This window comes from Cupriavidus sp. FW305-3-2-15-C-LB2 (genome assembly GCF_058787575.1).
The window spans coordinates 36409-62182 of the sequence record NZ_JBYSZW010000009.1 but is presented as its reverse complement, the minus strand read 5'-3'; the positions used below and the strand labels follow the sequence as shown (position 1 = coordinate 62182).

At 67.1% G+C, this 25774-nt stretch carries 24 protein-coding genes; 10 read left to right on the top strand and 14 right to left on the bottom strand.

Annotation, left to right across the window (positions count from 1 at the left end; all coding sequences use genetic code 11):
- Positions 1 to 138: 138 nt before the first annotated feature.
- The 7 genes from AC3WRR_RS09335 to AC3WRR_RS09305 are packed head-to-tail and all read left to right on the top strand — an operon-like array spanning position 139 to position 8532.
- Entirely contained in the window at positions 139 to 1572 is a 1434-nt protein-coding gene (locus AC3WRR_RS09335) for an FAD-binding oxidoreductase (protein ID WP_011617494.1), read from the top strand.
- A gap of 19 nt (positions 1573 to 1591) precedes the next feature.
- Positions 1592 to 2677 carry an ABC transporter substrate-binding protein gene (locus AC3WRR_RS09330; RefSeq protein WP_011617495.1) on the top strand — a complete coding sequence of 362 codons (1086 nt, stop codon included), beginning with the start codon at positions 1592 to 1594 and terminating at the stop codon, positions 2675 to 2677.
- A gap of 38 nt (positions 2678 to 2715) precedes the next feature.
- A complete protein-coding gene (locus tag AC3WRR_RS09325; RefSeq protein WP_011617496.1) occupies positions 2716 to 3807 on the top strand; it encodes an ABC transporter ATP-binding protein in 1092 nt (363 codons plus the stop codon).
- A complete protein-coding gene (locus AC3WRR_RS09320) occupies positions 3804 to 5573 on the top strand; it encodes an ABC transporter permease subunit (protein ID WP_011617497.1) in 1770 nt (589 codons plus the stop codon). Before AC3WRR_RS09325 ends, AC3WRR_RS09320 begins: the two co-directional genes overlap by 4 nt.
- 11 nt (positions 5574 to 5584) lie before the next feature.
- Positions 5585 to 6499, top strand: coding sequence for a 4-hydroxy-tetrahydrodipicolinate synthase (gene dapA / locus AC3WRR_RS09315; protein WP_492296759.1), 915 nt, complete (start codon positions 5585 to 5587; stop codon positions 6497 to 6499).
- 13 nt (positions 6500 to 6512) lie between these two features.
- Positions 6513 to 7670 (top strand): alpha-hydroxy acid oxidase, encoded by a 1158-nt coding sequence (locus tag AC3WRR_RS09310; RefSeq protein WP_492296757.1) that lies wholly within the window; start codon positions 6513 to 6515, stop codon positions 7668 to 7670.
- Between the two features lie 37 nt (positions 7671 to 7707).
- On the top strand, positions 7708 to 8532 hold the full coding sequence (locus AC3WRR_RS09305) for an IclR family transcriptional regulator (RefSeq protein ID WP_010810310.1): 825 nt from the start codon (positions 7708 to 7710) through the stop codon (positions 8530 to 8532).
- A 28-nt stretch (positions 8533 to 8560) separates the two neighbouring features.
- Here the strand turns inward: AC3WRR_RS09305 and AC3WRR_RS09300 are convergent, their stop codons facing one another.
- From AC3WRR_RS09300 to AC3WRR_RS09255, 10 genes are all read right to left on the bottom strand, one after another.
- Positions 8561 to 9313, bottom strand: a complete 753-nt coding sequence (locus AC3WRR_RS09300; RefSeq protein WP_010810311.1) for an SDR family oxidoreductase — start codon at positions 9311 to 9313, stop codon at positions 8561 to 8563.
- 9 nt (positions 9314 to 9322) lie between these two features.
- Complete coding sequence (locus AC3WRR_RS09295; protein ID WP_492296755.1) at positions 9323 to 10756, bottom strand: aldehyde dehydrogenase family protein; 1434 nt, start codon at positions 10754 to 10756, stop codon at positions 9323 to 9325.
- Between the two features lie 107 nt (positions 10757 to 10863).
- Positions 10864 to 11964, bottom strand: coding sequence for an isopenicillin N synthase family dioxygenase (locus AC3WRR_RS09290; protein ID WP_011617500.1), 1101 nt, complete (start codon positions 11962 to 11964; stop codon positions 10864 to 10866).
- 96 nt (positions 11965 to 12060) lie between these two features.
- Complete coding sequence (locus AC3WRR_RS09285) at positions 12061 to 13233, bottom strand: ABC transporter substrate-binding protein (protein ID WP_037023437.1); 1173 nt, start codon at positions 13231 to 13233, stop codon at positions 12061 to 12063.
- Positions 13234 to 13339: 106 nt separating this feature from the next.
- Positions 13340 to 13675: a hypothetical protein gene (locus tag AC3WRR_RS09280; protein ID WP_010810315.1), complete on the bottom strand. Its 336-nt coding sequence runs from the start codon at positions 13673 to 13675 to the stop codon at positions 13340 to 13342.
- Positions 13676 to 13712: 37 nt separating this feature from the next.
- Positions 13713 to 14615, bottom strand: a complete 903-nt coding sequence (gene meaB / locus AC3WRR_RS09275) for a methylmalonyl Co-A mutase-associated GTPase MeaB (protein WP_010810316.1) — start codon at positions 14613 to 14615, stop codon at positions 13713 to 13715.
- Complete coding sequence (locus AC3WRR_RS09270; protein ID WP_010810317.1) at positions 14612 to 15739, bottom strand: CaiB/BaiF CoA transferase family protein; 1128 nt, start codon at positions 15737 to 15739, stop codon at positions 14612 to 14614. Before AC3WRR_RS09270 ends, meaB begins: the two co-directional genes overlap by 4 nt.
- Complete coding sequence (locus tag AC3WRR_RS09265) at positions 15736 to 16152, bottom strand: cobalamin B12-binding domain-containing protein (RefSeq protein WP_010810318.1); 417 nt, start codon at positions 16150 to 16152, stop codon at positions 15736 to 15738. Before AC3WRR_RS09265 ends, AC3WRR_RS09270 begins: the two co-directional genes overlap by 4 nt.
- Positions 16149 to 17774, bottom strand: coding sequence for an acyl-CoA mutase large subunit family protein (locus AC3WRR_RS09260; protein WP_010810319.1), 1626 nt, complete (start codon positions 17772 to 17774; stop codon positions 16149 to 16151). Before AC3WRR_RS09260 ends, AC3WRR_RS09265 begins: the two co-directional genes overlap by 4 nt.
- Positions 17771 to 18550, bottom strand: a complete 780-nt coding sequence (locus AC3WRR_RS09255) for an enoyl-CoA hydratase/isomerase family protein (RefSeq protein WP_011617503.1) — start codon at positions 18548 to 18550, stop codon at positions 17771 to 17773. Before AC3WRR_RS09255 ends, AC3WRR_RS09260 begins: the two co-directional genes overlap by 4 nt.
- A gap of 178 nt (positions 18551 to 18728) precedes the next feature.
- Here AC3WRR_RS09255 and AC3WRR_RS09250 point away from each other — a divergent pair, with 178 nt between their 5' ends.
- Together AC3WRR_RS09250 and AC3WRR_RS09245 are read left to right on the top strand one after the other, a co-directional pair.
- Positions 18729 to 19487 (top strand): IclR family transcriptional regulator, encoded by a 759-nt coding sequence (locus tag AC3WRR_RS09250; RefSeq protein ID WP_010810321.1) that lies wholly within the window; start codon positions 18729 to 18731, stop codon positions 19485 to 19487.
- A 13-nt stretch (positions 19488 to 19500) separates the two neighbouring features.
- Positions 19501 to 20118, top strand: coding sequence for a uracil-DNA glycosylase family protein (locus AC3WRR_RS09245; RefSeq protein WP_439671994.1), 618 nt, complete (start codon positions 19501 to 19503; stop codon positions 20116 to 20118).
- A 43-nt stretch (positions 20119 to 20161) separates the two neighbouring features.
- On the opposite strand, the gene AC3WRR_RS09240 is transcribed toward AC3WRR_RS09245, so the two are convergent.
- From AC3WRR_RS09240 to AC3WRR_RS09230, 3 genes are read right to left on the bottom strand one after another with little or no spacing between them, the layout of a single operon-like run.
- Positions 20162 to 21154 (bottom strand): tripartite tricarboxylate transporter substrate-binding protein, encoded by a 993-nt coding sequence (locus tag AC3WRR_RS09240; RefSeq protein WP_492296752.1) that lies wholly within the window; start codon positions 21152 to 21154, stop codon positions 20162 to 20164.
- Between the two features lie 33 nt (positions 21155 to 21187).
- A complete protein-coding gene (locus tag AC3WRR_RS09235) occupies positions 21188 to 22687 on the bottom strand; it encodes a M81 family metallopeptidase (protein WP_010810324.1) in 1500 nt (499 codons plus the stop codon).
- Positions 22688 to 22713: 26 nt separating this feature from the next.
- A complete protein-coding gene (locus AC3WRR_RS09230) occupies positions 22714 to 23703 on the bottom strand; it encodes a Bug family tripartite tricarboxylate transporter substrate binding protein (RefSeq protein ID WP_010810325.1) in 990 nt (329 codons plus the stop codon).
- A 135-nt stretch (positions 23704 to 23838) separates the two neighbouring features.
- On the opposite strand from AC3WRR_RS09230, the gene AC3WRR_RS09225 reads away from it, so the two are divergent.
- Positions 23839 to 24882: a LysR family transcriptional regulator gene (locus AC3WRR_RS09225; RefSeq protein WP_234788061.1), complete on the top strand. Its 1044-nt coding sequence runs from the start codon at positions 23839 to 23841 to the stop codon at positions 24880 to 24882.
- 18 nt (positions 24883 to 24900) lie between these two features.
- On the opposite strand, the gene AC3WRR_RS09220 is transcribed toward AC3WRR_RS09225, so the two are convergent.
- Positions 24901 to 25725 (bottom strand): IclR family transcriptional regulator, encoded by an 825-nt coding sequence (locus AC3WRR_RS09220; RefSeq protein ID WP_058696504.1) that lies wholly within the window; start codon positions 25723 to 25725, stop codon positions 24901 to 24903.
- Positions 25726 to 25774 lie beyond the last annotated feature (49 nt).

The following is a 25774-nucleotide window of genomic DNA, read 5'->3' as shown; positions in this document are numbered from 1 at the left end:
CGACATCTGGTCTGCAGCCCATTGCCTGTCCAGCGACAAAGTAATCGCATTTCGATTACTAGTATGTGGATTTCACCTATACCTATGCTCATGACAATCGACTAGTATGGCTTCAATCGAGCACGAGGGCACAAAGCGATGTCACTTGTATTGAAGCTGAAAGACCTGTTGGGACCCGATGCGGTTCTCACCGAACCCGCGGACGTAGCCGCCTACATCGAGGACTGGCGCGGCCGTTATAAGGGCCCGGCGCTGTGCGTGGTGCTGCCGGCCTCCACCGCGCAAGTCGCCGCGGTGGTGCAGGCCGCGGTCCAGGCCAGCGTGCCCGTGCTGCCGCAAGGCGGCAATACCAGCCTGTGCGGCGGCGCGGTGCCGGCCCCGGACGGCACGCCGCCCATCGTCATCAGCCTGGCACGCATGCGGCGCATCCGCGCCATCGATGCGGCCAACAACTCGATGGAAGTCGAGGCAGGCTGCGTGCTGGCCGCGATCCAGCAGGCGGCGGCGGAACAGGGGCGCCTCTATCCCGTGAGCCTGGGCGCCGAAGGCTCCTGCCAGATCGGCGGCAATATCGCCACCAATGCGGGCGGCACCGGCGTGCTGCGCTATGGCAACACCCGCGACAACGTGCTCGGCCTTGAAGTGGTCCTGCCCGACGGCCAGGTCTGGAACGGCCTGTACCGCTTGCGCAAGAACAACACCGGCCTCGATCTCAAGCACCTGTTTATCGGCTCCGAAGGCACGCTGGGCGTGATCACCGCCGCCACGCTCAAGCTGCACCCGCTGCCCACCGCGCACGCCATGGCGTGGCTGGCGGTGAGCACGCCGCAGGCGGCGCTGGAGATGCTGGGACGCTTCCAGCAGCGCTGTGGCGCCACCCTGTCCGCGTTTGAAATGCTCAATGACGTGCAGTTGCAGATCGTGCTCGATCACGTGCCCGGCCGCCGTGCGCCGTTGCCTGCCAGCCATCCCTGGCACGTGCTGGTGGAACTTGCCGACACCGGCCGGCGCGAGCTGCTCGACCAGGTGCTGCAGGAAGTGCTGGAGCAAGGCGTGGCCGAAGGCCTGGTCGACGATGCCGTGGTGGCCGCCAGCGGCGCGCAGCGCGAAGCCATGTGGCAGGTGCGGCATAGCGTCTCCGAAGGCAACAAGAAGGCGGGCCTGGGCCTGAACACCGATTGCGCCGTGCCGGTCTCGGCGGTGCCGCAGTTCATTGAGCGCGCCACCGCGGCGGCGCATGCGGTCCTGCCGGACTTGCCGATCATCGTCGTGGCCCACCTGGGCGATGGCAACGTCCACTTCATCCCGCTGGTGCCTTTCCCGCAGTGGCAAGCGCTGCCAGAGCGCGATGCCGTGGCCGCCCGCATCAAGCACGCCATCGACCAGGTGGCCTACGAACTGGGCGGCACCTTCAGCGCGGAACATGGCATCGGCCAGGTCCTGACCGAGGAAATGGCGCAGTTCAAGCCGGCGGTCGAGATCGCCATGATGCACGGCATCAAGCGCATGCTCGACCCGCGCGACCTGTTCAACCCCGGCCGGCTGCTGCCGTCCCCACCTTCCCAGCAATAACGGCAATCAAGGAGCTCGCATGAACGACCACAGCCCCATCAACTCTTCTCGCCGGCGTGCCCTCAAGGTCGCCGCTGCCGGCCTTGGCACGCTTGCCGCGCCCGCAGTGCTGCAATATGCGCGCGCGCAGTCCAAGCGCATCGTGGTGCGCGACGACGGCGGCATCTACACCAAGGCCTACAGCGCGGTGTACTACAAGCCGTTCACCGAGAAGACCGGCATCGAGGTCGTGGGCGTGCAGGCCAACGCCGAACCGGTGGCGCAGATCCGCAGCATGGTCGAGACCAGGAACTACACCTGGGACATGGCCAAGATCAGCCAGCCGGCCATCCTGCTGCTGACGCAGGGCGGCAAGGTCTACCTGGAGAAGCACGGCCTGGAGGGCGACGCCACCATCAAGACCATTCCGGCGCATTTCATGTCGCCCTACGGCGTGGGCACCAACGTCTACAGCACGGTCCTGGCCTATCGCACCGACGCCTTCAAGGGCCGCAAGGCACCGTCGTCGTGGGCCGACTTCTGGAACGTCAAGGACTTCCCCGGCCGCCGCGCCCTGCGCAAGCACCCGTTCGACACGCTGGAAGAGTCGCTGATGGCCGCCGGCACGGCGACCTCCGCGCTCTATCCGCTCAATATCGACCAGGCCATCGCCAACCTGGAGAAGATCAAGGCCAACGTTGACGTGTGGTGGAACTCCGGCGCCCAGGTAGAGCAGATGCTCAAGTCCGGCGAGGTCGACATGGTGGCCACCTGGGTGTCGCGCGCACAGAGCGCGGCCGCCTCCGGTGCCCAGGTCGGCATCGTCTGGAACCAGAACCTGTGGGGCGTGGACAACTGGTCCATCCTGGCCGGCACGCCGAATGCGCAAGCCTGCCGCGAATTCATCAAGTTCGCGTCCGACCCCAAGCGCATGGCCTCGCTGGTGGAGTACTTCCCGGCAGGCGTGACCCAGCCGGATGCCTTCAAGTACATCAAGCCCGAGGTTGCGAAGAACTGCCCGACCCACCCCGACAACATCAAGTCGGGCGTGCAGATCAACGCCAAGTACTGGCTCGATAACCAGGCCGCGGTGATGGAGAAGTTCAACGGCTGGATCCTCAAGTGATCTGAACCTCTTCACCAGACACCACAAGCAACGACACGATGCCGAATTCCAAACTCAAGATTTCCGGGCTGACCAAGCGTTATGGCGACTTCGTCGCGCTGGCCCCGACCGACCTTGAAGTGGCCGAGGGGGAATTCCTTACCCTCCTGGGCCCTTCGGGCTCGGGCAAGACCACGCTGCTCAGCCTGATCGCCGGGCTGGCCGTGCCGGACGGCGGCCAGCTGCTGATCAATGGCAAGGACGTGACCTTTGGCGCCCCCTACGAGCGCGATATCGGCATGGTGTTCCAGAACTACGCGCTGTTCCCGCACATGACGATCGCGGAGAACATCGCCTTCCCGCTGAAGATGCGCCGGGTCGACGCGGCCACGGCCAGGCGCCAGGCACTGGAAGCACTGGAAATGGTCCGCCTGCCCCACGTCGCGGCGCGCTTCCCGAAGGAACTCTCGGGCGGCCAGCAGCAGCGCATCGCGCTGGCCCGCTGCCTGGTCTACAAGCCATCGATCATCCTGATGGATGAACCGCTGGGCGCCCTGGACAAGAAGCTGCGCGACCACATGCAGCTGGAGATCAAGCGCATCCACCGCGAGCTGGGCACCACCATCGTCTATGTCACCCACGACCAGGAAGAGGCGATGACGATGTCTGACCGCATCTGCCTGATGAACGGCGGCAAGATCGAGCAGCTTGGCACGCCGTCGGACCTGTACTTCCGCCCGCGCACGCTGTTCGTGGCCGACTTCCTGGGCGAATCGAACCTGTTCGAGGGCACCGTCACGGAAGTGCGCGGCGACCACGTGGAGGTGGCGCTGGCACAGGGCGGCGCCGTCGCCCACGCGGTCACCAATGCGCCGGTGGCCGCCGGGGGCAAGGTGCGGGTCATGGTGCGGCCGCAGAACATCGCCATGGCCAACGGCGTCACCGCCGCCAATGCGGTCAGCGGCAAAGTGCTTGACAGCATGATCACCGGCAGCCTGACCAAGCTGTACGTGGAATCCGATGCCGCCGGCCAGGCCCCGGTGGTGCTGTCCTACCCCACCTCGATGGGCGCTTCCCGGCATGCGGTCGGGCAGCAAGTCACGCTTACCTGGCAGCGCAGCGACGCTGTCGCCGTCCCGGATTCGCTATGACCGCCGTCGCCCTGCAACGCCGACCCCTACCCTGGCTGCGGCCCGCCTTGCTGGCCGCGCCGCTGGTGCTCCTGTTCGTGGTGCTGCTGGTCTACCCGGTCGGCCAGCTGCTGCTGCTGAGCGTCTACAGCGACGGTGCCTTCACGCTGGCCAAGTACCGCCAGCTGTTTGCGTCATCGGTCTACGTCGACGTGATGCTGATCACGCTGAAGATCTCGCTCTGGACCACGCTGCTCTCCGTGGTCGCCGGTTATCCGGTGGCCTACCTGATCTCCTCGCTGTCAAAGGACAGGAAGGCAAAGTGGCTGTTCTGGGTACTGCTGTCGTTCTGGACCAGCTTCCTGGTGCGCGCCTTTGCCTGGATCGTGATGCTGGGCCGCAACGGCGTGGTCAACCAGTTGCTGAGCGCCGCCGGCATCCAGGATGCGCCTTCCAACCTGCTGTACAGCCTCGGCGCCGTGCTGGTGGCGATGGTGCACGCGCTGATGCCGCTGGCGGTGCTGACCATGCTGTCGGTGATGGAGAACATCGACCGCAACCTCCCGCGCGCGGCGCTTACGCTTGGGGCACGGCCTGGCACGGCGTTCTGGCGCGTCTACTTCCCGCTCTCGATGCCGGGCGTGGCGGCCGGCGCCATCATGGTGTTCGTCACCGCCGTCGGCTTCTTTATCGTGCCCGCGCTGCTGGGCGGACGCAAAGAGATCATGGTCGCCCAGCTGATCATCGACCAGGTGCAGCAGACCATGAACTGGGGTTTCGCCGGCTCGATCTCGGTGTTGCTGCTGCTGGTCGTGCTGGCGGTGTTCGCCCTGTATGACAAGGTGCTCGGGCTCTCGTCGATGGCAGGCGGAGCGGAGCAACGCACCCGCTCCGCGGCCGCGCACGATGGCGTGCTGCATCGGCTCGGTGACAGCGTGCTGGGCGCACTGGGAGCGGTCAGCGACAAGCTGCTGGCACTGGTGCCGCGCGGCCGGCGCGAGCCGCAGCCGGGCGACTCGCTGCCGCTGCGCACGATCGTGCTGATGGTGCTGCTGTTCCTGAGCGTGCCGGCGCTGCTGATGATCCCGCTGTCGTTCGCCGACAAGTCGGGGCTGAACTGGCCGCCGCGCGGCTTCACGCTGCAGCACTACCAGGACATGCTCGCCTCGCCGCTGTGGATGCAGGCCGGGCTGCGCTCGCTGCTGGTCGGCCTTGGCGCCGCGGTGCTGGCGCTGCTGGTCGGCACGCCGGTGGCGTTCCTGCTGGCGCGCTCGCAGATGCGGGGCAAGTCGCTGCTGCTGGCGTTCGTGCTGTCGCCGATCATCATCCCGCGCATGATCATCGCGGTGGGGATGTTCTACTTCTTCGCCAGGGTCGGGCTGGTCGGCACCTCGCTCGGCCTGATGATCGGCCACACCGTCATTGCCGTGCCCTACGTCGTCATGACGATGATGGCGGTGCTGCGCAACTACGACACGCGGCTCGACCTGGCGGCGCAAAGCCTGGGCGCCAGGCCCTGGCAGACGCTGCGCTACGTGACGCTGCCGATCCTCGCCGCCGGCCTGTTCTCGTCCTTCCTGTTCGCCTTCGCCACCTCGTTCGATGAGCTGACGATCGCCCTGTTTGCCTCTGGCGGACTGAGCGCCACCCTGCCCAAGCAGTTCTGGGACGAGGTGACGCTGCAGCTTTCACCGGTGATTGCCGCGGTGTCTACCTGCCTGTTCGTCTTCGTTACCCTCCTGATCACCTGCGCCGAGCGCTTGCGCCGCAAGAGCGCCGGGCGCTGAGAACCTTATCCATGAACAACAAGCTTACCGCCGCCGACCTGCGCGGCATCTTCCCCGCCATCCCGACGCCCGTGACGGCCGACGACAGGATCGACCAGGACCCCACGCGCAAGCTGATGGCCTACCTGCTGGCCAACGGCGTTGCCGGCGTGGTGCCGCTGGGCGGCACCGGCGAATACGGTGCCCTGTCGCGCGAGGAGCGCGTCCGCATGGCAGCCCTTTGTGTCGAAGCAGCGGCTGGCCAGGTTCCCGTCATTCCCGGCGTGCTCGACCCGGGGTTCCACGATGCGCTGGATGCGGGCAAGGCCTTTGCCGGCGTCGGCGCCTCTGCCCTGATGGTGCTGACGCCCTATTACACCTCGCCGACCCAGCAAGGCATCCGCGACTACTTCCTGCGCTATGCCGACGCCTCTCCGGTGCCGGTCATGATCTACGAGATCCCCTACCGCACGCGGATCGCGATCGCGCCGGAGGTGCTGCACGAGCTGTCGCGCCACGAAAACATCATCGGCATGAAAGCCTGCAACACCGACATGTACCACTTCCTCAAGGTGGTGGCGGGTGTCGACGACAGCTTCAGCGTGTTCAGCGGCGAGGACAGCCTGTTCCCGCTGCACATGGCGGCGGGTGCCAGGGGTGGCGTGGTCGTGACCGCCTCCGTGCTGCCGCGCACCTGGCGCGCCATCTATGAGCTCGGCGTGACCGGCAACACCGCGCAAGCGGTACGCCTGCACCGCCAGCTGATTCCGTTGCTGGACCTGGCCTTCTCCGAAACCAATCCTGGGCCGCTGAAATCCGTGCTCGACCTGGTGGGCGTGACCGCGCCTAAGGTGCTGGCACCGCTGGTAGCGCCGGCACCCGGGCTGCAGGCACAGCTGCGTGCCGAACTGACGCAGCGGCTGCAAGCCGAGGCCGCCCTCGCCTGAGGCGCCGACGATCATGCTGCCGGCCATCAAGGACTATCGGGACCTGGCGCGGCGCCGGCTGTCGCGCTTCGCCTTCGACTATCTGGAGGGAGGCGCGGAGGACGGGCGCACGCTGGCACGCAACCTGGCCGCATACCAGGCACTGCTGTTCCGGCCGCGCGTGCTGCGCGACGTCACGGAGATCGATCCCGGCATGGAGATCTTCGGCCGCAAGTACCGCCTGCCGTTGCTGGTGGGCCCCACGGGGCTGAACGGACTGTACTGGCCGAAGGCCGAAGAGGCGCTGGCACGGGCCGCACACGCTGAAGGACTGCCCTTCGTGATGTCGACTGCATCGACCTCGCTGATCGAAGACGTGCGCGCAGCCAGCGACGGCGACCTGTGGCTGCAGCTCTACGTGCAGCGCGACCGCGCCATCGCCAAGAGCATGATGGCGCGCGCACGCGCCGCCGGCTTCAGCACGCTGATGCTGACCGTCGACACCATGGTGCACGGCAAGCGCGACCATGACATCCGCAACGGCTTTCGCATGCCGGTGCCGTGGACGCCGCGGCTGCTGGCCGACCTGGCGGCCCATCCGCGCTGGTGCCTGCGCATGCTGCGCCAGGGCGGCTCGCCGCAGCTGGTCAACCTGGCCCGCAGCAGCGGGATGGCCAACGACCTGAAGGCGCAGGCGGCGGGATTGAGCCGGCAGATGGACATGTCGCTGTGCTGGGACGACATCGCCTGGCTGCGCCGGCACTGGCACGGGCCCGTCATCATCAAGGGTATCCTTACGCCGGCCGACGCGGAAATCGCCGCCCGCCAGGGCCTGGATGGCATCGTGGTCAGCAACCACGGCGGCCGCCAGCTGGAAGGCGCGCCCAGCGCGGTCGAGATGCTGCCCGCCATCGTCGCGGCGGCGGGCGGGATGCACGTATTCGTCGATGGCGGCGTGCGCCGCGGCGCCGACATCGCCAAGGCGCTGGCAATGGGCGCCCGCGGCGTGCTGGTGGGGCGCGCACCGCTGTACGGGCTGGCGGCGCGCGGTCCCCGCGGCGTGGCGGAAGTCCTGGCCATCCTGCGTGGAGAATTCGAGACCACGCTGCGGCTGCTCGGCGTTCCGCAGGCAGCCAGGCTGGACACTGCCGCGCTCTCGGACGACCATGCCGCGCGGCTGGCCGCACTGTAAGCCATGAAAACAATGACAAGGACGAGCAGGAGGTTGTGTGGATTCAGGTAATGAAGGCAACGGGCTGCGCACAAGGCGCGAGCGTTCGTCCCTGTTCGTCGGTTCGGTGGAAAAGGCCTTCCAGGTGCTGGAAGCCTTCCACGGCCCGGACCGCCGCCTGATGTCGATGGCGGAAATCGCCCGGGCGGCCGATCTCGACCGCAGCGCCACCCAGCGGCTGGTGCACACACTGGAACAGCTGGGCTACATCCGGCGCCTGCCCGATTCGGCGATGTATGGGCTTGCGCCGAAGGCACTGGGCCTGTCGTACAACTACCTGCGCTCCAACGACCTGGTCGAGCGCGCATCGCCCTACCTGCTCGATATCAGCCGCACGCTGGGAGAAACCGCCAACCTGCAGGAACTCGACGGGCACGAAATCGTGTTCCTGGCCCGCTTCCCCGGGCAGCACCTGATCAACGTCGATTTCGGGGTCGGGTACCGGCTCCCGGCCGTGTACACCGCGTCCGGGATTGCGATCCTGTCGAAGCTGCCCGAAGCGCAGCGCCTGGAGGTGGTGCGGGCGACCGCACTGAACCCCATCACGCCGTTCACTGAAACCGACCCCGACAAGCTGATGACGGCGATCCGCGAGGCCGGTGAACGCGGCTATGCCGTGGCCATGAACCAGACCGTGGTCGGCGACATCTCCGTCGCAGCCGCAATCACCGACCACCGCGGGCTGCCGGTCGGGGCCATCAATATCTCAGTCCCGTCCACGCGCTGGACGCTGGAAACCGCCCAGGCCAAGCTGGCCCCGCATGTGCAAGTGGCGGCCATGTCGATCTCGCAGGCAAAGCGGATGAGTTTCCAGACGGCATGAGCGATGCCGGAAACGCCGCCGGCTTCGCTCAGATGGCCCGGCCTCCGTCAACGGGCATGTCGATGCCGGTAAGGAAGCGGGCACCCGGGCTTGCCAGGAAGACCGCGGCATTGGCCACGTCGGCCGGCTCGCACATTCGCCCCAGCGGTATGGTGGCAACAAAGCGGGCGCGGTTCTCGGCGGTGTCGGCAACCCCCATGAAGTCCTGCAGCAGCCCGGTCGCCGCCATCACGGGCGAGATCAGGTTGACCCGGATCCCGTGCGCGGCCAGTTCAACAGCCATCGATTTCGACATCACGCTCACCGCGCCCTTCGAGCTGTTGTACCAGGTCAGCCCCGGGCGCGGCCGGTGGCTGCCGACCGAGCCGATATTGAGGATCACGCCTTTGCCGCGCTGCTTCATCAGCGGCACGACCGCGCGTGCCATGTGGTAGATCGACTTGACGTTGACGGCGAAGACGCGGTCGAAGACCGCTTCGTCGACTTCCAGCATCGACTGATTCCGATGCGTGGTGCCGGCATTGTTGACGACCACGTCCGGCTCGCCGAAATGGTCGCAGCAGTGCTGCACCGCGGCGTTGATCTGCGCCGGGCTGGTGACGTCGCACGCGGCCGCACTGGCATTCGGCCCCAACTCGTCCGCCAGTCTCTGCACGGCATCGCGATCGATATCGGCCAGCACGACCTTCGCTCCCGCCTGGATAAAGGCCCGCGCAATCGCGGCGCCAAAGCCGCTGCCTGCGCCCGTGACAATGGCAACCTGGTCTGATAGCTCCGACATGTCGTCTCCCTATTGGTAGTGCTGCACGATGGTCTTGGTGGTGCTCATCTCTTCCAGCGCGAGGAAGCCCTTTTCCCGGCCGTACCCGCTCTTCTTGACGCCGCCGAAGGGCAGTTCGACCCCACCGCCGGCACCGTAGCAATTGATAAAGACCTGCCCGCTCTGCAGCCGCTGGCTGACCCGCATCTGCCGGCTGCCGTTCTCGGTCCACACGCCGGCGACCAGGCCGTAGTCGGTGGCATTGGCCAGCCGGATGGCATCCTCTTCGTCCGTGAACGGCATCACCGACAGCACTGGCCCGAATACCTCGATATTCGCCAGCGCGTGGTCGCGCGGCACCGGACCGAACAGGACCGGCCTGACGAAGTACCCACCCCGGGGCAAATCCGCCGCAAACCCGCCTTCGGCGATAACCGGCACGCCGCTGTCCCGCGCGGCCTCCACCAGCCCCATCACACGCCGGTACTGCCGCTCGCTGACGATCGGCCCGCAATCCAGATCGGCGGCCGGCACGCCCGCCTGCAGGGCACGGAAGGCCTGCGCCACCATGCCGACGAAGCGATCGTAGATGCCTTGCTGCACCAGCAGCCGGCTGCCCGCCGAGCAGGTCTGCCCGGCGTTCTGGACAATGGCCTTGACCACGGCCGGCACCGCCTTGTCCAGGTCCGCGTCGTCGAAGACGATCTGCGGCGACTTGCCGCCCAGCTCAAGCACGCAGGGGACGTGGTTGGCCGCGGTTGCCTGCTGCACCAGGGCGCCGGCCTCGGGCGAGCCGGTAAAGGTGGCGAAATGGATGCCGGGGTTCGATGTCAGCGCGGCGCCTGCCTCCGCGCCATACCCGGTCACCAGGTTGAGGGCCCCGGGCGGCAGCCCGGCTTCCATGGCAAGCTCGGCAATCCGGATCACGCTCAGGCACGCATCCTCCGATGGCTTCAGCACCGCCGCATTGCCCATCGCCAGTGCCGGCGCCAGCGTGCGCCCCATCATCTGCGCCGGGTAGTTCCAGGGAATGATGTGGGCGGTCACGCCATGCGGGACGCGCACCACGCTCACGTTGTATCCGTCCAGGTACGGAATCGTCTGACCGTGGATCTTGTCGGCGGCGCCACCGTAGAACTCGAAGTACCTGGCCACCGCCCTGGCATCGGCGCGCGCGGCCGAGATCGGCTTGCCGGTGTCCTGCGCCTCGATTGCCGCCAGCTCTTCCGCGTGATCGAGAATGCCTTGTCCCAGCCGCTGCAGGATGCGCCCGCGTTCGGTCGCGGTCTTGCTGCCCCACTCGCCCTGCAAGGCATCCTGCGCCGCGCTCACCGCCTGCTGCACATCCGCGGCGCGGCCGCGGCTGATCTTCGCAAACGCCATGCCGTCACTGGGATCGATCACGTCGATGGTCTCGCCATCGATGGCGCCGAGCCATTTCCCTCCGATGAGTAACGTCTTCACCCGCCGCTCCTGAACAGCACATCAATCGTCACCGCGGCCACTCCCGGCCTGTGCGCCTCGCGCAGGCCAGCGGTACCGCCTCAGCCCATGGAAATCGGTCTGCTCCCCTACTGGCTCCGCGCAAGCGAGCCCGGCGACTCCGACTCCTTCATGAACTCCGCGTCGTTGTAGTGATAGAGATCGTCCAGGTAGGGCACGAAGAAGTCATAGAACGAGCGCGAGTCATACCTGATCTCGTCCCCGGGCCTGACGCATTCCGGAATCGGCCCGACATTGGCGTCATCGTCCGGGTAGAAGAAGAAGGTCAGCGCATAGCGCTTCATCGGCGGATTGACCACGCGGTGCGGCGTGGCGATGAAGCGGTCGTTGGACAGGCGGTTCAGGATCTGGCCGGTGTTGACGATCAGCGCGTCCTTGACGTAGCTGACACTCAGCCACTCGCGCGACGGGGTCATGACCTGCAGGCCGGGCACCGGGGTCATCGGCAGCAAGGTCAGGAAGCTGCCGTCGGAATGTGGCGCCAGCGCGTACTGGCCCTCGTCGAGGTGTTCCTCAGGATGGTAGTAGGCGCAGCGCTGGTAGTATTCCGGCGCCTTGAACATGCTGTCGAAATAGTCCGCGCGCAGCTCCAGCGCCCTGGCGTAGATGGGCAGGAACTTCAGCGCCAGGCGCTCCATCGACAACTGGTAGTCGTACAGCGTCTGGCGGAACTCCGGCAGGCTCTCCGGCCACTGGTTCAGGCCACGATGACGAACATTGGCCCGCACCTTGGGGTCGTCCTCGGTGCGGTTGCGCATGAAAAGCCAGGCCGAATTGGTATCCTTCTTGGTGTTCTCCGCAATCTTGGTCCGGATCGCCTCGGACTTCAGGATGGATGCCTTCGGCGGCAGGTAGCCCTGGTGGTGATAGCCGACCCGGTGCCTGAGCTTCTCTTCCATCGGGATCTCGAAGAGCTTGGCGGTCTGGCGGAACGACTCGTCGATCAGGGCGTGCGGGATGCCGTGATTGATCACCGAGAAGAACCCCAGCTCCTCCTGGATCAGCTTGACGTCGGCGGCCAGTTGCTCAAGCGCGCCGGGCACGCCAGCCAGGTAGGGGCCCAGGTCGAGAATGGGCAGGTCGGTCCCGCGCGCTATGGCTGCGCGCACCTGCTCTGAGGGAGCGGCCTGCAACGGCTGGGCCGCAGCCCGGGATGGCATTGCTGTCATGATCGGTGTCTCCTATGGTTTGACTGATACGGGGAACGTGCTGCCTTGCCCGCCGATACGGTGGATCGGCTTGATCAAACTTCCACTGCACACATCTCACTTCCAGAACGCGCATCGGGATTCCGCCCTGGAAGCAAAGGCCTGCTCCCCGGGAATCCGCTGCACCTCCTTGTAGTAGTCCCACGGCTGGCGTGATTCAGCCGGGCTCTTCACTTCCATCAGGCGCAGATCGTGCACCATGCGTCCGTCTCCGCGGATATAGCCGTTCTGGGCGTACATATCGTTGATGCGGGTGGCCTTCATGCCGGCGATCACCTTCGCGGCGGCGTCCGTGCCGGCAGCCTTCACCGCGCGCAGATAGTGCTGTGTCGCCGAGTAGCTGGCCGCCTGCATGCTGGTGGGCTTCTTCTTCATCTTGTCCTGGAACCGCCCTGCCCACTTCCTTGAGTCATCGCTCTGGTCCCAGTACCAGGCTTCGGTCAGGGTGATGCCCTGGGTCAGTCCCAGGCCGAGGGCGTGCACATCCGTGATGAACAGCATCAGCCCCGCGATCTTCATCGACCTGGAGATGCCGAATTCGTTGGCCGCCTTGATCGCATTGATGGTGTCGCCGCCGCCGTTGGCCAGCCCCAGGACCTGGGCCCGCGATGCCTTGGCCTGCAGCAGGAAGGAGGAAAAATCGGAGGCGGACAAAGGATGCCGGACGCTGCCCAGGACCTTGCCGCCGCCGGCGGTGACCACCGCCGCGGTCTCCTTCTCCAGCGAGGCGCCAAAGGCATAGTCCACCGTCAGGAAGTACCACGACCGTCCGCCCTGCCTGGTCATGGCGGCACCGGTGCCCCTGGCCAGGGCCACGGTGTCATAGAGATAGTGGATGGTATAGGGCGAGCACTCCTCATTGGTCAGCTGCGCCGCCACGCCGCCGGTCACCATGACCGGGCGCTGCTTTTCCGCTGCGACCTTGGCCACCGCCAGGCTGGTGCCGGAACTGGGCCCGCTGATGATCATGTCCACCCCTTGCCGGTCGAACCACTCGCGGGCCTGCGTGGCCGCGGTATCGGGCTTGCCGGCATGGTTGGCGTGGACCAGCTCGATGCGCTTGCCGTTGATCTCGCCGCCGGCATCCGCAATCGCCATCCGCACTGCCTCGACCAGGCCGTTGCCGCCCATGTCAGAGTAAAGCCCTGACATGTCCGCCAGCACGCCGATCTTCACCGACTCGTCGCTGAACTGGGCCGCAGCCGGTCCGGCCAGGGCCAGGCCGGCCATGCCCAGCAACGCAGCCGGCCACCTGATCCGCCTTGCCCGGCCTTCAGGCACTCGTTTTCTATTTATCCGCATCTCCCCTCCTGTCGACAGATTGCACTGCATCCGTTCACGCCCGCATCCCGCCTGGTGGCGCTGCCTCTGCCCCGGCCGGGCTGGCCAATGCGGACAGGTGCGCTTTCCTGAGCCTGCGCAACTGCCCCGGATTTGCCCGCACGCTTTCCACCGTTTCGAAATAGCGCCACAGTTCCCCGTCTATGTCGGCACGCAGCCTGATCGCGTCCAGCAGGCGGATTACCGCCAGCCGCTCGTGCCGCATCCTGACGCTGTGCCGCAGCAGCGCCAGCGCGGCCGCCCGCACATCTGGCACCTGGTGCGCCGGGGTTTCGGCGCGGCCGGCGGTGCGGATGGTTTTCTTGAGTGCCTTGATTCTTTCGCGCGACATGGTGCTTGCGGCTCCGGCGTTGTTCGGACTGGCAGCGCTACGCGCCAATGGCTTTGCCCAGCTGGGTCCAGGCCTGGGACAGCTGCTGCCGCAGTGGCAGGGCCAGGAATTCATCGTCCTGATTGGCTACCACCTCGGCGACCTGGACCTCGAGCAGGCGCTTCAGCCGGTAGCGGGCCCGCTGCCTGCGCAAGGCCGCCTGCCGCCCGGCGGCAGCCAGCCACGCCTGGTGCCGGTCGATGGCATCGGACAGGGCACTGACCGAGGCGGGACGCGATGCCGCGGTCAGCAGCACCGGCGGAACCCACGCGCCCTGCGCATGCCGCGTGATGGCGCCGATGCGCCGGATATCCGTGGCCATGCGCTGGGCGCCCGGCAGGTCTGCCTTGTTGACGACGAAGATATCGGCCATTTCCATGATTCCCGCCTTCATCGCCTGCACCATGTCCCCACTGTCCGGCAACAACAGCAGCACCAGCGTATCGACCTGCGCGCGCGCCGCGTATTCCGTCTGGCCGACACCGACCGTTTCCAGCAGCACCTCGGCAAAGCCGAAGTCATCCATCGCATCCAGCATCTCCGGGAGGTTGTCAGCCAGGCCATCCGAGGTGCCGCGCGAGCCCAGCGAGCGGATGTAGAGTTCCGGGCTGGTGCCAAGCTCATCCATGCGGATCCGGTCCCCGAGGATGGCGCCGCCGCTCCTGGGACTGCTGGGATCCACCGCGAGCACGCCGAGGCGCCCCTTAGACGCGCGCGCCATGGCGAGGTGGCCCAACAGGGTGCTCTTGCCCGCGCCGGGCGCACCGGTCATGCCGATGCGCCTGGCCGGATGCAGCGGGGTATCCCGCTGCGCTCGCTGCACCAGCTCCGCGGGCGTGGCGTTGGCGATGCGGGTCAGCGTCCGGCCCAGCGCGCCCCGGTCGAGCGAGGACGGGTTCATGGCGCCACCTTGCCCAGGACTTCATCGCGATGCTCGTCAAGCAACGGCGGCAGGCCATAGCTCGGCTCGTAATCCGAGAAGCGGATCGGGCTTGCCACCGCGCGCAGCGGCAACTCGCCCTGTCCCAGCGCCACGATCAGCGAGCGCGCAGCGGTGATGTCGCTGCCCAACGCCTCATTCAATGTGCCCACCTCCGACACCACCACGCCCTGTGGCCCCAGGCGCCGCACCCATTGCGCCGCCGGGGCGGAGCGCAGCACCTCGGCAATCTCGGGTATCACCTCGGCACGGTGCGCGCGGCGGCCCGCCATGGTGGCAAAGCGCGGATCCGTGGTCCACGCCGGCCGGTCCACCTCCTCGCAGAAGGTCTTCCAGAAGCGGTCATGGGTGATGAAAAGCGTCAGCCAGCCCTTGGCGGTCGGGAAGATCTGTGCGGGCACCAGGTAGGGATGCGACGAGTCGGCCAGCCGCTCGATGGTCTCCCCCGCGTTCAGGGCGGCCCCGGCAAGGTAGTTGAGCTGTGACAGCATCACGTCGTACATGGCCACGTCCACCTGCCCACCCCGCCCCTGCACGATCTTCGCCAGCAAGCCCACTGCGGCAACCAGGCCAGCCGAGTTGTCCACCGCCGAGTAGCCGGCCTTGGTGGGCGGTGCCGCCGGATCTCCCGTCAAGGCCATGACCCCGGTCATGGCCTGGATCACATAGTCGTATGCCGGGCTGTCCGAATAGGGGCCGTCAAGGCCGTAGCCGGTGACGGCCACGCAGACCAGCTGCTCATTCCACTGGCGCAGCACCTCGTAGGTGAGCCCGAGCTTGCGCACCGCCGCCGGACGCAGGTTGGTCACCAGCGCATGGGATTGCCGCAACAGCCGCCCGAGTGCCAGCGTCCCTGCCTCGCTGGCGAGGTCGAGCACCACGCTTTTCTTGTTGCGGTTCAGGCTGGCAAAGTAGGCATTGTGCGGGCCGATGAAATGGGGGCTGATGGTGCGGCCGATATCACCTTCCGGGGTCTCGATCTTGATCACCTCGGCGCCCAGGTCGGTCATCATCAGCCCGCAGTAGGGCCCGGCAAGCATGTGGCCGACTTCGATGATGCGGATGCCGGCAAGGGGCGCGCTCACGCCAGGCTCCTGCCCAGATTGCTGACCACCGTCTCCAGCGGCATGTCGGCGGTAAACACAGCGGTGACCCCCAGCGTCCGCAGGAAGGGCTGGTCCTCGGCGGGAATGGTGCCGCCGACAAAGACCTTGATGTCATGCGCATTGAGTTCGCGCAGCTGGGCGATGACCTCCCCCACCAGCTCCTTGTGGCTGCCAGACAGGATGCTCAGGCCGACTGCGTCAACGCCCTCGTCGACAGCGACCTGCGCGATCTGCAATGGGCTGCGGCGCAGGCCGGTGTAGATGACTTCGGCACCGGCATTGCGCAACGTCAGCGCGATGATCTTCGCGCCGATATCGTGGCCGTCCAGGCCGGGCTTGCCAATCAGTATCCGCTTGCCGGACAACGCGCCGGCGGCTTGCAAGGTGTTCATAGGTTCACCGGCTCCTTGAATTCGCCCCATTGCTGCTTCAGGCAAGCCACCATCTCTCCGACCGTGGCATAGGCATGGCAGCAATCCACCAGATAGGGCATGACGTTCTCGCTGTCCCTGGCGGCCGCGGCCGTCAGCCGGGCCAGCGATGCGTCCACGGCTGACTGCTGGCGCGTATCCAGCACGCGCTGGAACTTCTCCAGGGCCCGCTGCGCGACGGTCGGATCCAGCGTGAACACCTCGCCGACCCGGATCTCCTCCCCCTCCTTCCTGAAGTGGTTCTGGCCGACGATGACGGTCTGGCCGGAATCGGTGTCCAGCTTGCGCTGCAGGCCCCGCTCGGCCAGCCGCATCTGGATCCAGCCATCCTCGATGGCAGGGATCACGCCGCCGTACGCCTCGATCTCGTCCATCACGTGGACGATCTGCGCCTCCATCCGGTCGGTGTGCTGCTCCAGGAAGTAGCTGCCGCCCAGCGGATCGACGGTCCGGCCGATGCCGCTTTCATAGGCGATGATCTGCTGCGTGCGCACGGCCAGCTCGGCGGAGAACTCGGTCGGGATCTGGAAGGCCTCGTCGAAGGCACAGGTGAAGATCGACTGGGCCCCGCCCAGCACCGCGGCCATGGTCTCCACCGCCACCCGCACCACGTTGTTGTAAGGCTGGGGCGCCACCAGCGACGATCCCCCGCAGACGACCCCGAAGCGGAAATGCTGGGCCTTCGCATCCCTGGCGCCATAGCGCTCCTTCATCAGGCGCGCCCAGAGCCGGCGGCCCGCCCGGAACTTGGCGATCTCGTCGAAGAAGTCCATGTGCACGTAGAAGAAGAAGGACAGGCGCTTGGCAAACTTCTCCACGTCGCCGCCCCGGGCACGCAGCTCGTCCACATAGGCCAGTCCGTTGGCCAGGGTGTACGCCATTTCCTCGGCCGCGGTGGCCCCCGCGTCGCGCACATGGGCGCCGGCGATGCTGATGGGGTTGAAGCGTGGCGAGACCTCGTTCGAATAGAGGATCGAATCGGCGATCAGCCGCATCGACGGCCGCACCGGGAAGATCCAGGTGCCGCGCGCGACGTACTCCTTCAGGATGTCGTTCTGGATCGTGCCGGTCAGCTTGCTGCGCGGCACGTTCTGCTTGTCTGCGACGGCCAGGTACATGGCATAGACGATCGCGGCCGTGCCGTTGATGGTGAACGAGGTCGAGATCCTTGACAGGTCCAGGCCGTCGAACAGGATCTCGGCCTCGCTCAGGTTCGACAGCGACACGCCGACCTTGCCGATTTCCGGCCGGGCCATCGGGTGGGTCGGATCGAAGCCGCATTGGGTCGGCAGGTCCAGCGCCACTGAAAGGCCGGTCTGGCCCTGCGCCAGCAGGAACTTGTAGCGCTCGTTGGACTCCTCCGCGGTGCCGAATCCCGAGTACTGGCGGATGGTCCACAGCCGGCCCTGGTAGCCATCGGGAAAGATGCCGCGCGTGAACGGGTAGCTGCCGGGGTCCCCGATCCTGTCCGGATGGACCGCCGCCGCATCCACGCTCGCCGGAACCTCGATGCCGCTCTGGCTGACCGGCCGCAAGGCCGGCTCGGCGCCCGCATCCGTCATGGACAGCTCAGCGTTGCTCATTGGGCCCTCCTGGAGAGGATGCCCTCGGCAGCGTTCCAATGGTCCGCATGGAGCCAGGTATGCAACAGTTGCTGCTGCTCGATGGTGCGGGCAGCGTCATGCGACTCGCCGCGCCGGCTGGCCGCGGTCTGCGCCTTGATGCCGCGCAGCACCTGCGGGGCGCAGCCCAGCAGCGGTTGCAGGAAGGCGTGGATGTCCTTGCCGGCGGGTCCGTCCGTGACCACCGCATCGGCCAAGCCCCACTGCAGCGCCTGCTGCGCATCGACAAGCTCGCAACGGCTCATCATGCGCATGGCCCGCGCCGCGCCGACGATCCGGCACAGGTCGGGGCCGCCGCCCCAGGCCGAGGTGATGGCCAGCCGCGCCTGGATAAAGCCGATGCGCGCGCTCGCCGACTGCAGCCGCATGTCGCAGGCCAATGCCAGCTCGGCGCCGCCGCCGATGGCATCGCCGTTCAGGTAGGCCAGCACCGGCAGCGGGCAGTCGCGCACCGCATCCAGGGCACCGCGCGCCTGCTCGCTCATGGCCAGCGTAGCCTCCCGGTCGCGCACGCCGGACAGCTCGACCAGATCGCCGCCTGCCGCAAAGAAGCGCTGGCCGGCGCCGGTCAGCACGATGCAGCGCACCCCGGGCTGCGCCGCCGCGGCGCTCACCACCTGCGCCAATCCCGCCAGCACGTGGCGGGCCAGCGCATTGTGTTTCTGCGCCCGGTCGATCGTGATCCATAGCGCGCCGCCGGCGCGCTCCTCCACGGTGATGTCCTTAGCTGCGTACACGCTGTTCTGCCTCCCGACTGGTTTGAATGGATGCTAGGCGGGGGTTTATTCCGGCACAAGAACGCTAGTTCCGTATCTCGAACAAATGAGTACAATGCAGCGGAATACGGCCACGCCGCCGGCGTTTGTTCAGCCGGCCGAATTTCTTCCAGCCAGGTGCAAGCGAAAGGAGGGGACTATGTCCGGCGTCACGGTGACCGCCATCGAGCGGGTGATCGATATCCTTGAAGCCTTCCAGGCAAACCAGCGGCCGCTGTCGCTGACGGAGCTGGCGGAGGCGATAGACATTCCCAAGAGCACCTGCCACGCCATCGTCTCGACCCTGATGGCACGCGGCTACCTCTATTCCCTCACCCGTCCGCGCGCGCTCTATCCCACCCGGCGCATCTATGACGTGGCGCGCGACATCACCGAGAAAGACCCGTTCGTGGAACGCGCCACGCCGGTGCTGGAGCGGCTGCGCGACGCCACGCGGGAAACCGTGATCCTTGGCAAGCGGCAGGGTGAATCCGTGATCTACCTGCAGGTCATCGAAGGCGTGCACGCGATCCGCTACACGGCCAAGCCGGGGGAGTTCAAGCCGCTGCACTCGAGCTCCATCGGCAAGGCCATCCTGGGCGGCCTGAAGGAGCAGGAGCTGCGCGGCTGGCTGGCCGGCCGGGAACTGCCCGCCATCACCATGGCCACCAAGACCGACCCGGAGGCCCTCGTGCGCGACATCCAGGAAAGCCGGCGCGCCGGCTACTTCGTCACGCGCGGCGAGAACGTCAGCGACGTCTGGGCCGTCGCGACCTTCCTCACGTTGAACAATGAGACCCTGGCCATTGCCGTGGCAGGGCCGAAGAACCGGATGGAGACGTGCATCCCTGAGTGCGCGAAAGTGCTGGTGGCCACCTGCAGCTTCCTGTCGCGGCAGGTGGCAGGCAACCACGCGTGATGGCGCAGTGACGATGAGCCGGCCCCGCTACGCCTCGCTCGATGCCCTGCTGACCGAAGTGCGGGCTTGCCGCGCCTGTGCGCCACACCTGCCGCTGGGCCCGCGCCCGATCGTGCGCGTCGGGGCCGACGCGCGCATCCTGATCGTCGGCCAGGCGCCGGGGATACGCGTGCATGAAACCGGCATTCCCTGGAACGATGCGAGCGGCGACCGCCTGCGGCAGTGGCTCGGGGTCGATGCCGCCACCTTCCTCGACGAATCGCAGTTCGCGATCATCCCGATGGGGTTCTGCTATCCCGGACGCGGCAAGAGCGGCGACAACCCGCCGCGCCGCGAGTGCGCGCCATTGTGGCTCGACCGGCTGCTGGCGCAACTGCCGTCGATCGAGCTGACCTTGCTGGTCGGCCAGTACGCGCAGCGCCATTTCCTCGGGGCGCGCCGCAAGCCAACGCTGACCGAGACCGTCAGGGCATGGAAGGACTACGCGCCCGGCTTCGTGCCGTTGCCGCATCCGTCACCGCGCAACCAGCCGTGGTTCAAGCAGCATCCCTGGTTTGAGGACGAGGTGCTGCCGATGTTGCGTGAGCGGGTTGGCCGGCTGTTGCGGCACGGCCCTGCGCAATCAGGGTAGGCAGCAAGCGATACCCGCGCCACCGTCGCCTGGCCCGCTCGCCTCATTCGCTGGCCGTAAAGCCCGAAGCCGCGACCACCGGGCCCCACTGCGTGCGCTGCGCCTGGATGAGCTTGCGCAGGGCATCCCCCGGCTTGCCGTTCATCTCCATGCCCAGCGCCGACATCTTGTCGCGCACCACGGGATCCTTGACGGCATCCAGCAGCGCCTTCTCGATCCTCGCCACCGCAGCCGGCGGCGTCCCCGCCGGCACAAAAGCCGAGTACCAGCCTGACGCCGCCTCGAAACCCGGCGCGCCCGCCTCCGCCAGCGTTGGCACATCAGGCAGCAGCGCCGACCGGCGGGTCCCGGTGACGCCGAGGAAACGGATCTTGCCCGCCCGGTACAGCTCCATCTGGCCCCCCACCGCATCGATACCCAGCGGCAGCGTGCCGCCGATCTCATCGGTCAGCATCATGACGGCGCCGCGATAGGCAGTGGGCAGCAACGGCACGCCAATCGACTTGCTGAGCGACAGCACCCCGAAATGAATGCTGCCGCCGAGCGTGACCAGCCCGACACCGCCCTTGTCCGGGTTGCGCTTCACCCATGCCAGGTATTCCGGCATGGTCCGATAGGGCTGGTTGACGCTGGCGGACGCCACCAGCGGCACATCGGCCAGGTAGGCGACCGGAACCAGATCCTTGTCGGGGTCATAGGCCAGGCGCTTGTAGGTCAGCGGAAAGATGGTGAACGGCGGCGCGGGCGAGATCAGCACCGTCTTGCCGTCTGGCGGCGCGCGTTTGACGTTCTCCAGCGCCAGCCGCGCCGATGCGCCGGGGCGGTTCTCGACCAGGACAGGCGTATCGAGCGAAACACGCAGCTTTTCAGCAAGCGCGCGCGCGAAGATGTCCAGCGCGCCACCGGCCGCGAAGCCGACCACGATGCGCACGGGCGCGTCGCCGCTGGCGGGGGCAGCCATGGCAGGAACGGCACTGGCACCCAGGGCCAATGCCAGCGCGGCGGCCAGCCGTCGCAAGGGGTTCGGAAATAGCATACGGATTACTCCGGTTGACGGCGGCGGATGCGCTCAGGCGGCCTCGAGCGCAGTGTGCACTTCCAGCGGATAGATCGGGCGGCGCAGGTTGCGGAACGGGAACTGGCTGTAGTCAGAGCTGCAGACTCCGGGGCCGGCCACCAGCACGATCTCGCTGGCGATCGGCTCGAACCCTGCGCGGAAGTGCTGGCGCGACTTGATCAGGATGTACCTGCGGCGCGACAGGTCGATGCCCGCATGCGTGAACACGCCGGTATCGAACGGCTCCTGCGGCTTCTCGCAGATCACGACCAGCGTGCCGGCGACATCCAGCACCACGGTGCGGCCCAGGCTCAGCTTCATGCCTGTGAACATCGGGCCGGTGACCTGGTAGTTGCCGTCGGTAATGCACTGCACCCGGCCGCTCAGCCGCAGCGGACGGCCCTTCAGGTCCAGCGCGGGCATGTCGGTCTTGCCGCCCACATCCAGTGTGACGGACTGCCCGACGCCGGCGGCAATCAGTTCCGCCACCGCGCCCGGGTCCCAGAACGGCCCGGCGACCACGCCTTCGAGCCCCTGGCGCAGGACTTCGCCCAGCACCGTCATTTCATCCGTCGGCCCGCCAGCGCCGCAGTTATCGCCATGGTCGACCAGCACGACCGGGCCCTGCGTGAGCGTCTTGGCGCGCGCGATGGATTCCTCCATCGGCTCGATCGGAAAAACAAAATCAGCCCGGCGTTCCCACGCCATGCCGCAGAGCTCGTCGAGCAGGCGCCGCCCTGCGTCGACCCTGGCGGCATCCGCCACGATCACCACGGCCAGGCCGGTATGCGGGATATCGGCAAGCGGAAAACCACCAAACACCGAGGCGTTGAGCACCTCGCCATCGCGCTCGGCCGCCATCGCACGCTCCATGATGTCCTTCATGGGTTGCGCGCGCGGGGTCTGGCGCAGCATGTGGGTGAGCATCGGCAGCGTGCGCCACAACAGGACCGGGCGGGCCTCGCCTCGCAGCGCCGCCATCAGGGTACGGGCGGCGCGTGCGCCGGTCTCGTACACGTCCACGTGGGGATAGGTGCAGTAGCCGGCGATCACGGTCGCATTGTCAACCAGCGCAGCGCTGAAGTTGGCGTGGAAATCCAGCGATACCGCGATCGGCACCTCGGGCGCGGCGGCACGGATGCGTGCCAGCAGTTCGCCTTCGGCATCCGGATAGCCCTCGGCCACCATGGCGCCGTGCAGGTCCAGCATCACGGCATCGCAGCCTGCGCCCACCGCCTCGACAATGCTGGCCGCCATCGACTCGAATGCCTGTGCGGTCACCATGCCACTGGGCACCGCGTTCGCCATCAGGGGCATCACGAACTCGTCGCCCTGGCGGCGTACCAGGTCGATGAACGCGGCCGCGGCGCTGTTGGTGCCCTGGCACGCACGCACCGCGTCGTCGCCGTAGAGCGGGCCAGCGGTGCTGCCGCGGTTGAACGCGCTCAATGGCGTGGCAATCGGCGAAAAGGTATTGGTTTCATGCCGCATCAGGGCAATGACAAAACGCATGGACTGGCTCCGACAGCGTGAAGGGTTCAGTTGGATTCGAGATCGACTGCGCGTGCAATGGCGCCGTAGCGGATCGTTTCCGCTTGCAGGAAGCGGCGGGCCTGCTCGGGGGTGGAAAGGACCGGCTCATAGGCAAGCGTCTGCAGGCGCGCGGCAAAGTCCGCTTCCTGCACGCTGGCCTTCACTTCCCTGTAGAGCCGGTCGATGACCGGGGCCGGCGTACCCGCCTTGACCACCAGCGCCAGGTTGCCGCGTACCTGCAGCACATCCGTGCCGCCCGCCTTCTGCGTTTCGAGGCTGGGAAACTGCGTGACGGGCTCCGCCTGCAGCGTGGCCAGGGGCCTGGCCTTGCCATCCTGGACGTAATTGACCGAAGAGCCGATCACATCGACATGCGCATAGGTCTGGCCGCCGATCAGGTCCGCCATGGCCGGCGGCGAGCCGCGGTATGGAACGATGGTGAAATCCAGGCCATTGCGGCGCTTCCAGTCGGCCAGGCCGAGGTGCGCAGCCCCCGCGACGACGTTGATGCTGATCGACACCTTGCCGGGATTGCGCTGGATATGCGTCTTCAGCTCGCCCAGCGTCATCTCCTTGCGGTCGGCGCGCGTGATGATCCAGTGCGGCACGGTGCTGACGATGGTCACCGGCGTCAGGTCGGTCTCGGGGCGATAGCGCAGGCCCTTGATCGTGAACGGATTGATACTGAGCGTGCCGTCGCTGGCCAGCAGCAGCGTGTTGCCGTCGGCCTTCTCCTTGAGCACCGACGACACACCCGGCACGGTCGCGCCACCGGCGATGTTCTCCACCATCACCGGCTGCCCCAGCCGCTGTTCCAGCTTGCGCGCGAGTGTGCGGCCGATGATGTCGTAGGAACCACCGGCCGGGAACGGCACCACCAGGCGCAGCGGCCGGTCGGGCCACGCGGGTGCGGCAGTTGCGCAAGTGGCTGCGAGCAAGGCTGCGCCGGCAAGCATGCCGCGCATGATCGAGCGCAAATGGCTCATGGTTTCCATGGGTCTCCTCCTGAGGTCTGATTGCCTCGTGATGGCTTGGAATGAATCAGGTGATGCGCCGACTATATGGGATCGGTTCCGATACCAAAAGCGAATAAAAATCGCTGTTTGTTGAGCAAATGGTTAACTTGTAGAATGAGCCACCCGGCCCCGCCGATCGTCGCCTGCCCCATGCCCGCCGAAGCCTTCGCCCATACCCTGCTTGGCCGCCTCAAGCTGCGCCACCTGCGCATCATGCTGGCGCTGAGCGAGATGCCAACCGCCGCAGCCGTCGCCGCGCGCTTTCATGTCAGCCCCGCCGCGGTGTCCAAGACCCTGGCCGAGATCGAAGACATCGTGGGTATGCCGCTGTTCGAGCGCAGCCGCCGCGGCCTGCACCTGACCGAGCCCGGACGGGAGATGGCAGCCCATGCGGCGGTCTTGCTGGCGCAGCTCGAACGGCTCGCCGAATCGCTGCAGGCAGTGCGTGCCGGCAGCCAGGGGGCGTTGCGCATCGCGTTCCGGACGATGTCGGTGCAGCCCTTCCTGGCGCGGGCGATGAGCGACTTCTACCGTGACCATCCGCGCGTGGAGATCAGCGTGATCGAAGGCGGCATCGGCGAACTGGCGGATCAACTGGTGGATGGCTCGCTGGACCTGCTGTTCGCCTATGACGATCCGCGCCTGTCGCTACCCGCGCTGCGCACGGCACCGGTAGTCCCGGCGCAGAAGGTGGTGATTGTCGCCAGCCTGGACCATCCGCTGCTCACGCGCCGCAAGCTGGCGGCGCGGGAACTGTCCGGGCAGCAATGGTGCATTCCGGTGGCCGGCTCGCGCATGCTTCACCTGCTGCACACGGCGTTTCATACCCTAGGGGCGCCGGCGCCCTCGCTGGGCATCCGCACCAGCGATGTGGCCGCCACGGCCAGCTTGTTGCAGGCGGGTCATTTCCTCGCGGTGTTCCCCGAGCGCATTGCCGCGCAGCTCACCCTGGCCAAGGTGGCGCGAGTGCTTCGCTTCGAACTCGGCAGCCGCGTGGAGCCGGTGGTCGCGGTCTGGAACGACGAACTCACGCCACGCACGCCGGCGCGCCTGTTTCGCGAGCTCGTCATGCGTCGCGCCGGCGAGACCCTCGTGGCCGAGCCAGTGCCGTTGCTGGCCGCGCGCGCGGTGGCGGCGGCTGGCGTTCGCAAGCGCTGAACGGGAAGCCGGTCCGGCTCAGTGCGCGCACAGCACCGCAGCCATCTCCCTCGCCGCGCCCTGCAGCGTCGGCACCGCCTGCAGCAGCGCCTCAAGCGAAGCCCGCGCAGTCGGCGCATGACAGGCAATCGCGGCCACCACCCGGCCTGAACCCTCTCCATCCGGCTCGCGCACCGGCACTGCCACCGCGCACATGCCGCGCACGAATTCCTCGTGGTCCACGCCGATGCCGCGCGCGCCCAGCCGGTCCAGCTCGGTGTTGAGTCCCGGCACATCGGACAGCGTGCGCGGCGTGTGCGGGGCCAGGTCCAGCCGCCTGAGCATGTGCTGGCGCTCCAGCCGGTTCATCGCTGACAGGAACAGCTTGCCGCTGGCGGTGCAGTGCAGCGGCACGTGGATGCCGGGCGACAGCTGCAGGCGCAGTGGCTCGTGCGTCTCGACCCGCTCCACATAGAGGACCCGGTCGCCGTCGAGCGCGGTGAGGTTGCAGGTCTCGCCCAGGCTCGCCACCAGCCTGGCCAGGATGGCGCGGCACTCGCGCAGCATCGGCGGGCTCCTGAGGGTCTGCAGTGCCAGCGACGCGGCGCCCGGGCCGGGCACATAGCCGCGCTCGGCGGGCATGCGGACCACGAAGCCGGTGCGCTCCATGGCGGCCAGCAGGCGCATCAGTGTCGCCTTGGGCACATGCAACCGCTGCGAAAGCTGGGACAACGTCTGCGGGTGCTGCGCCCTGGCCAGGCTGGACAGCACCATCAGCACGCGCAGGCTGCGTGCATCGTCCTCCACCGCCCCGTCTTCTGCTGCAGTGCGATTCTGAAACGGGAATTGCACGTTCTGTTTCACAACCGGCGTCTCCTCGCGATTGAGCTTTCCATTCCGGCTTTGAAAAATA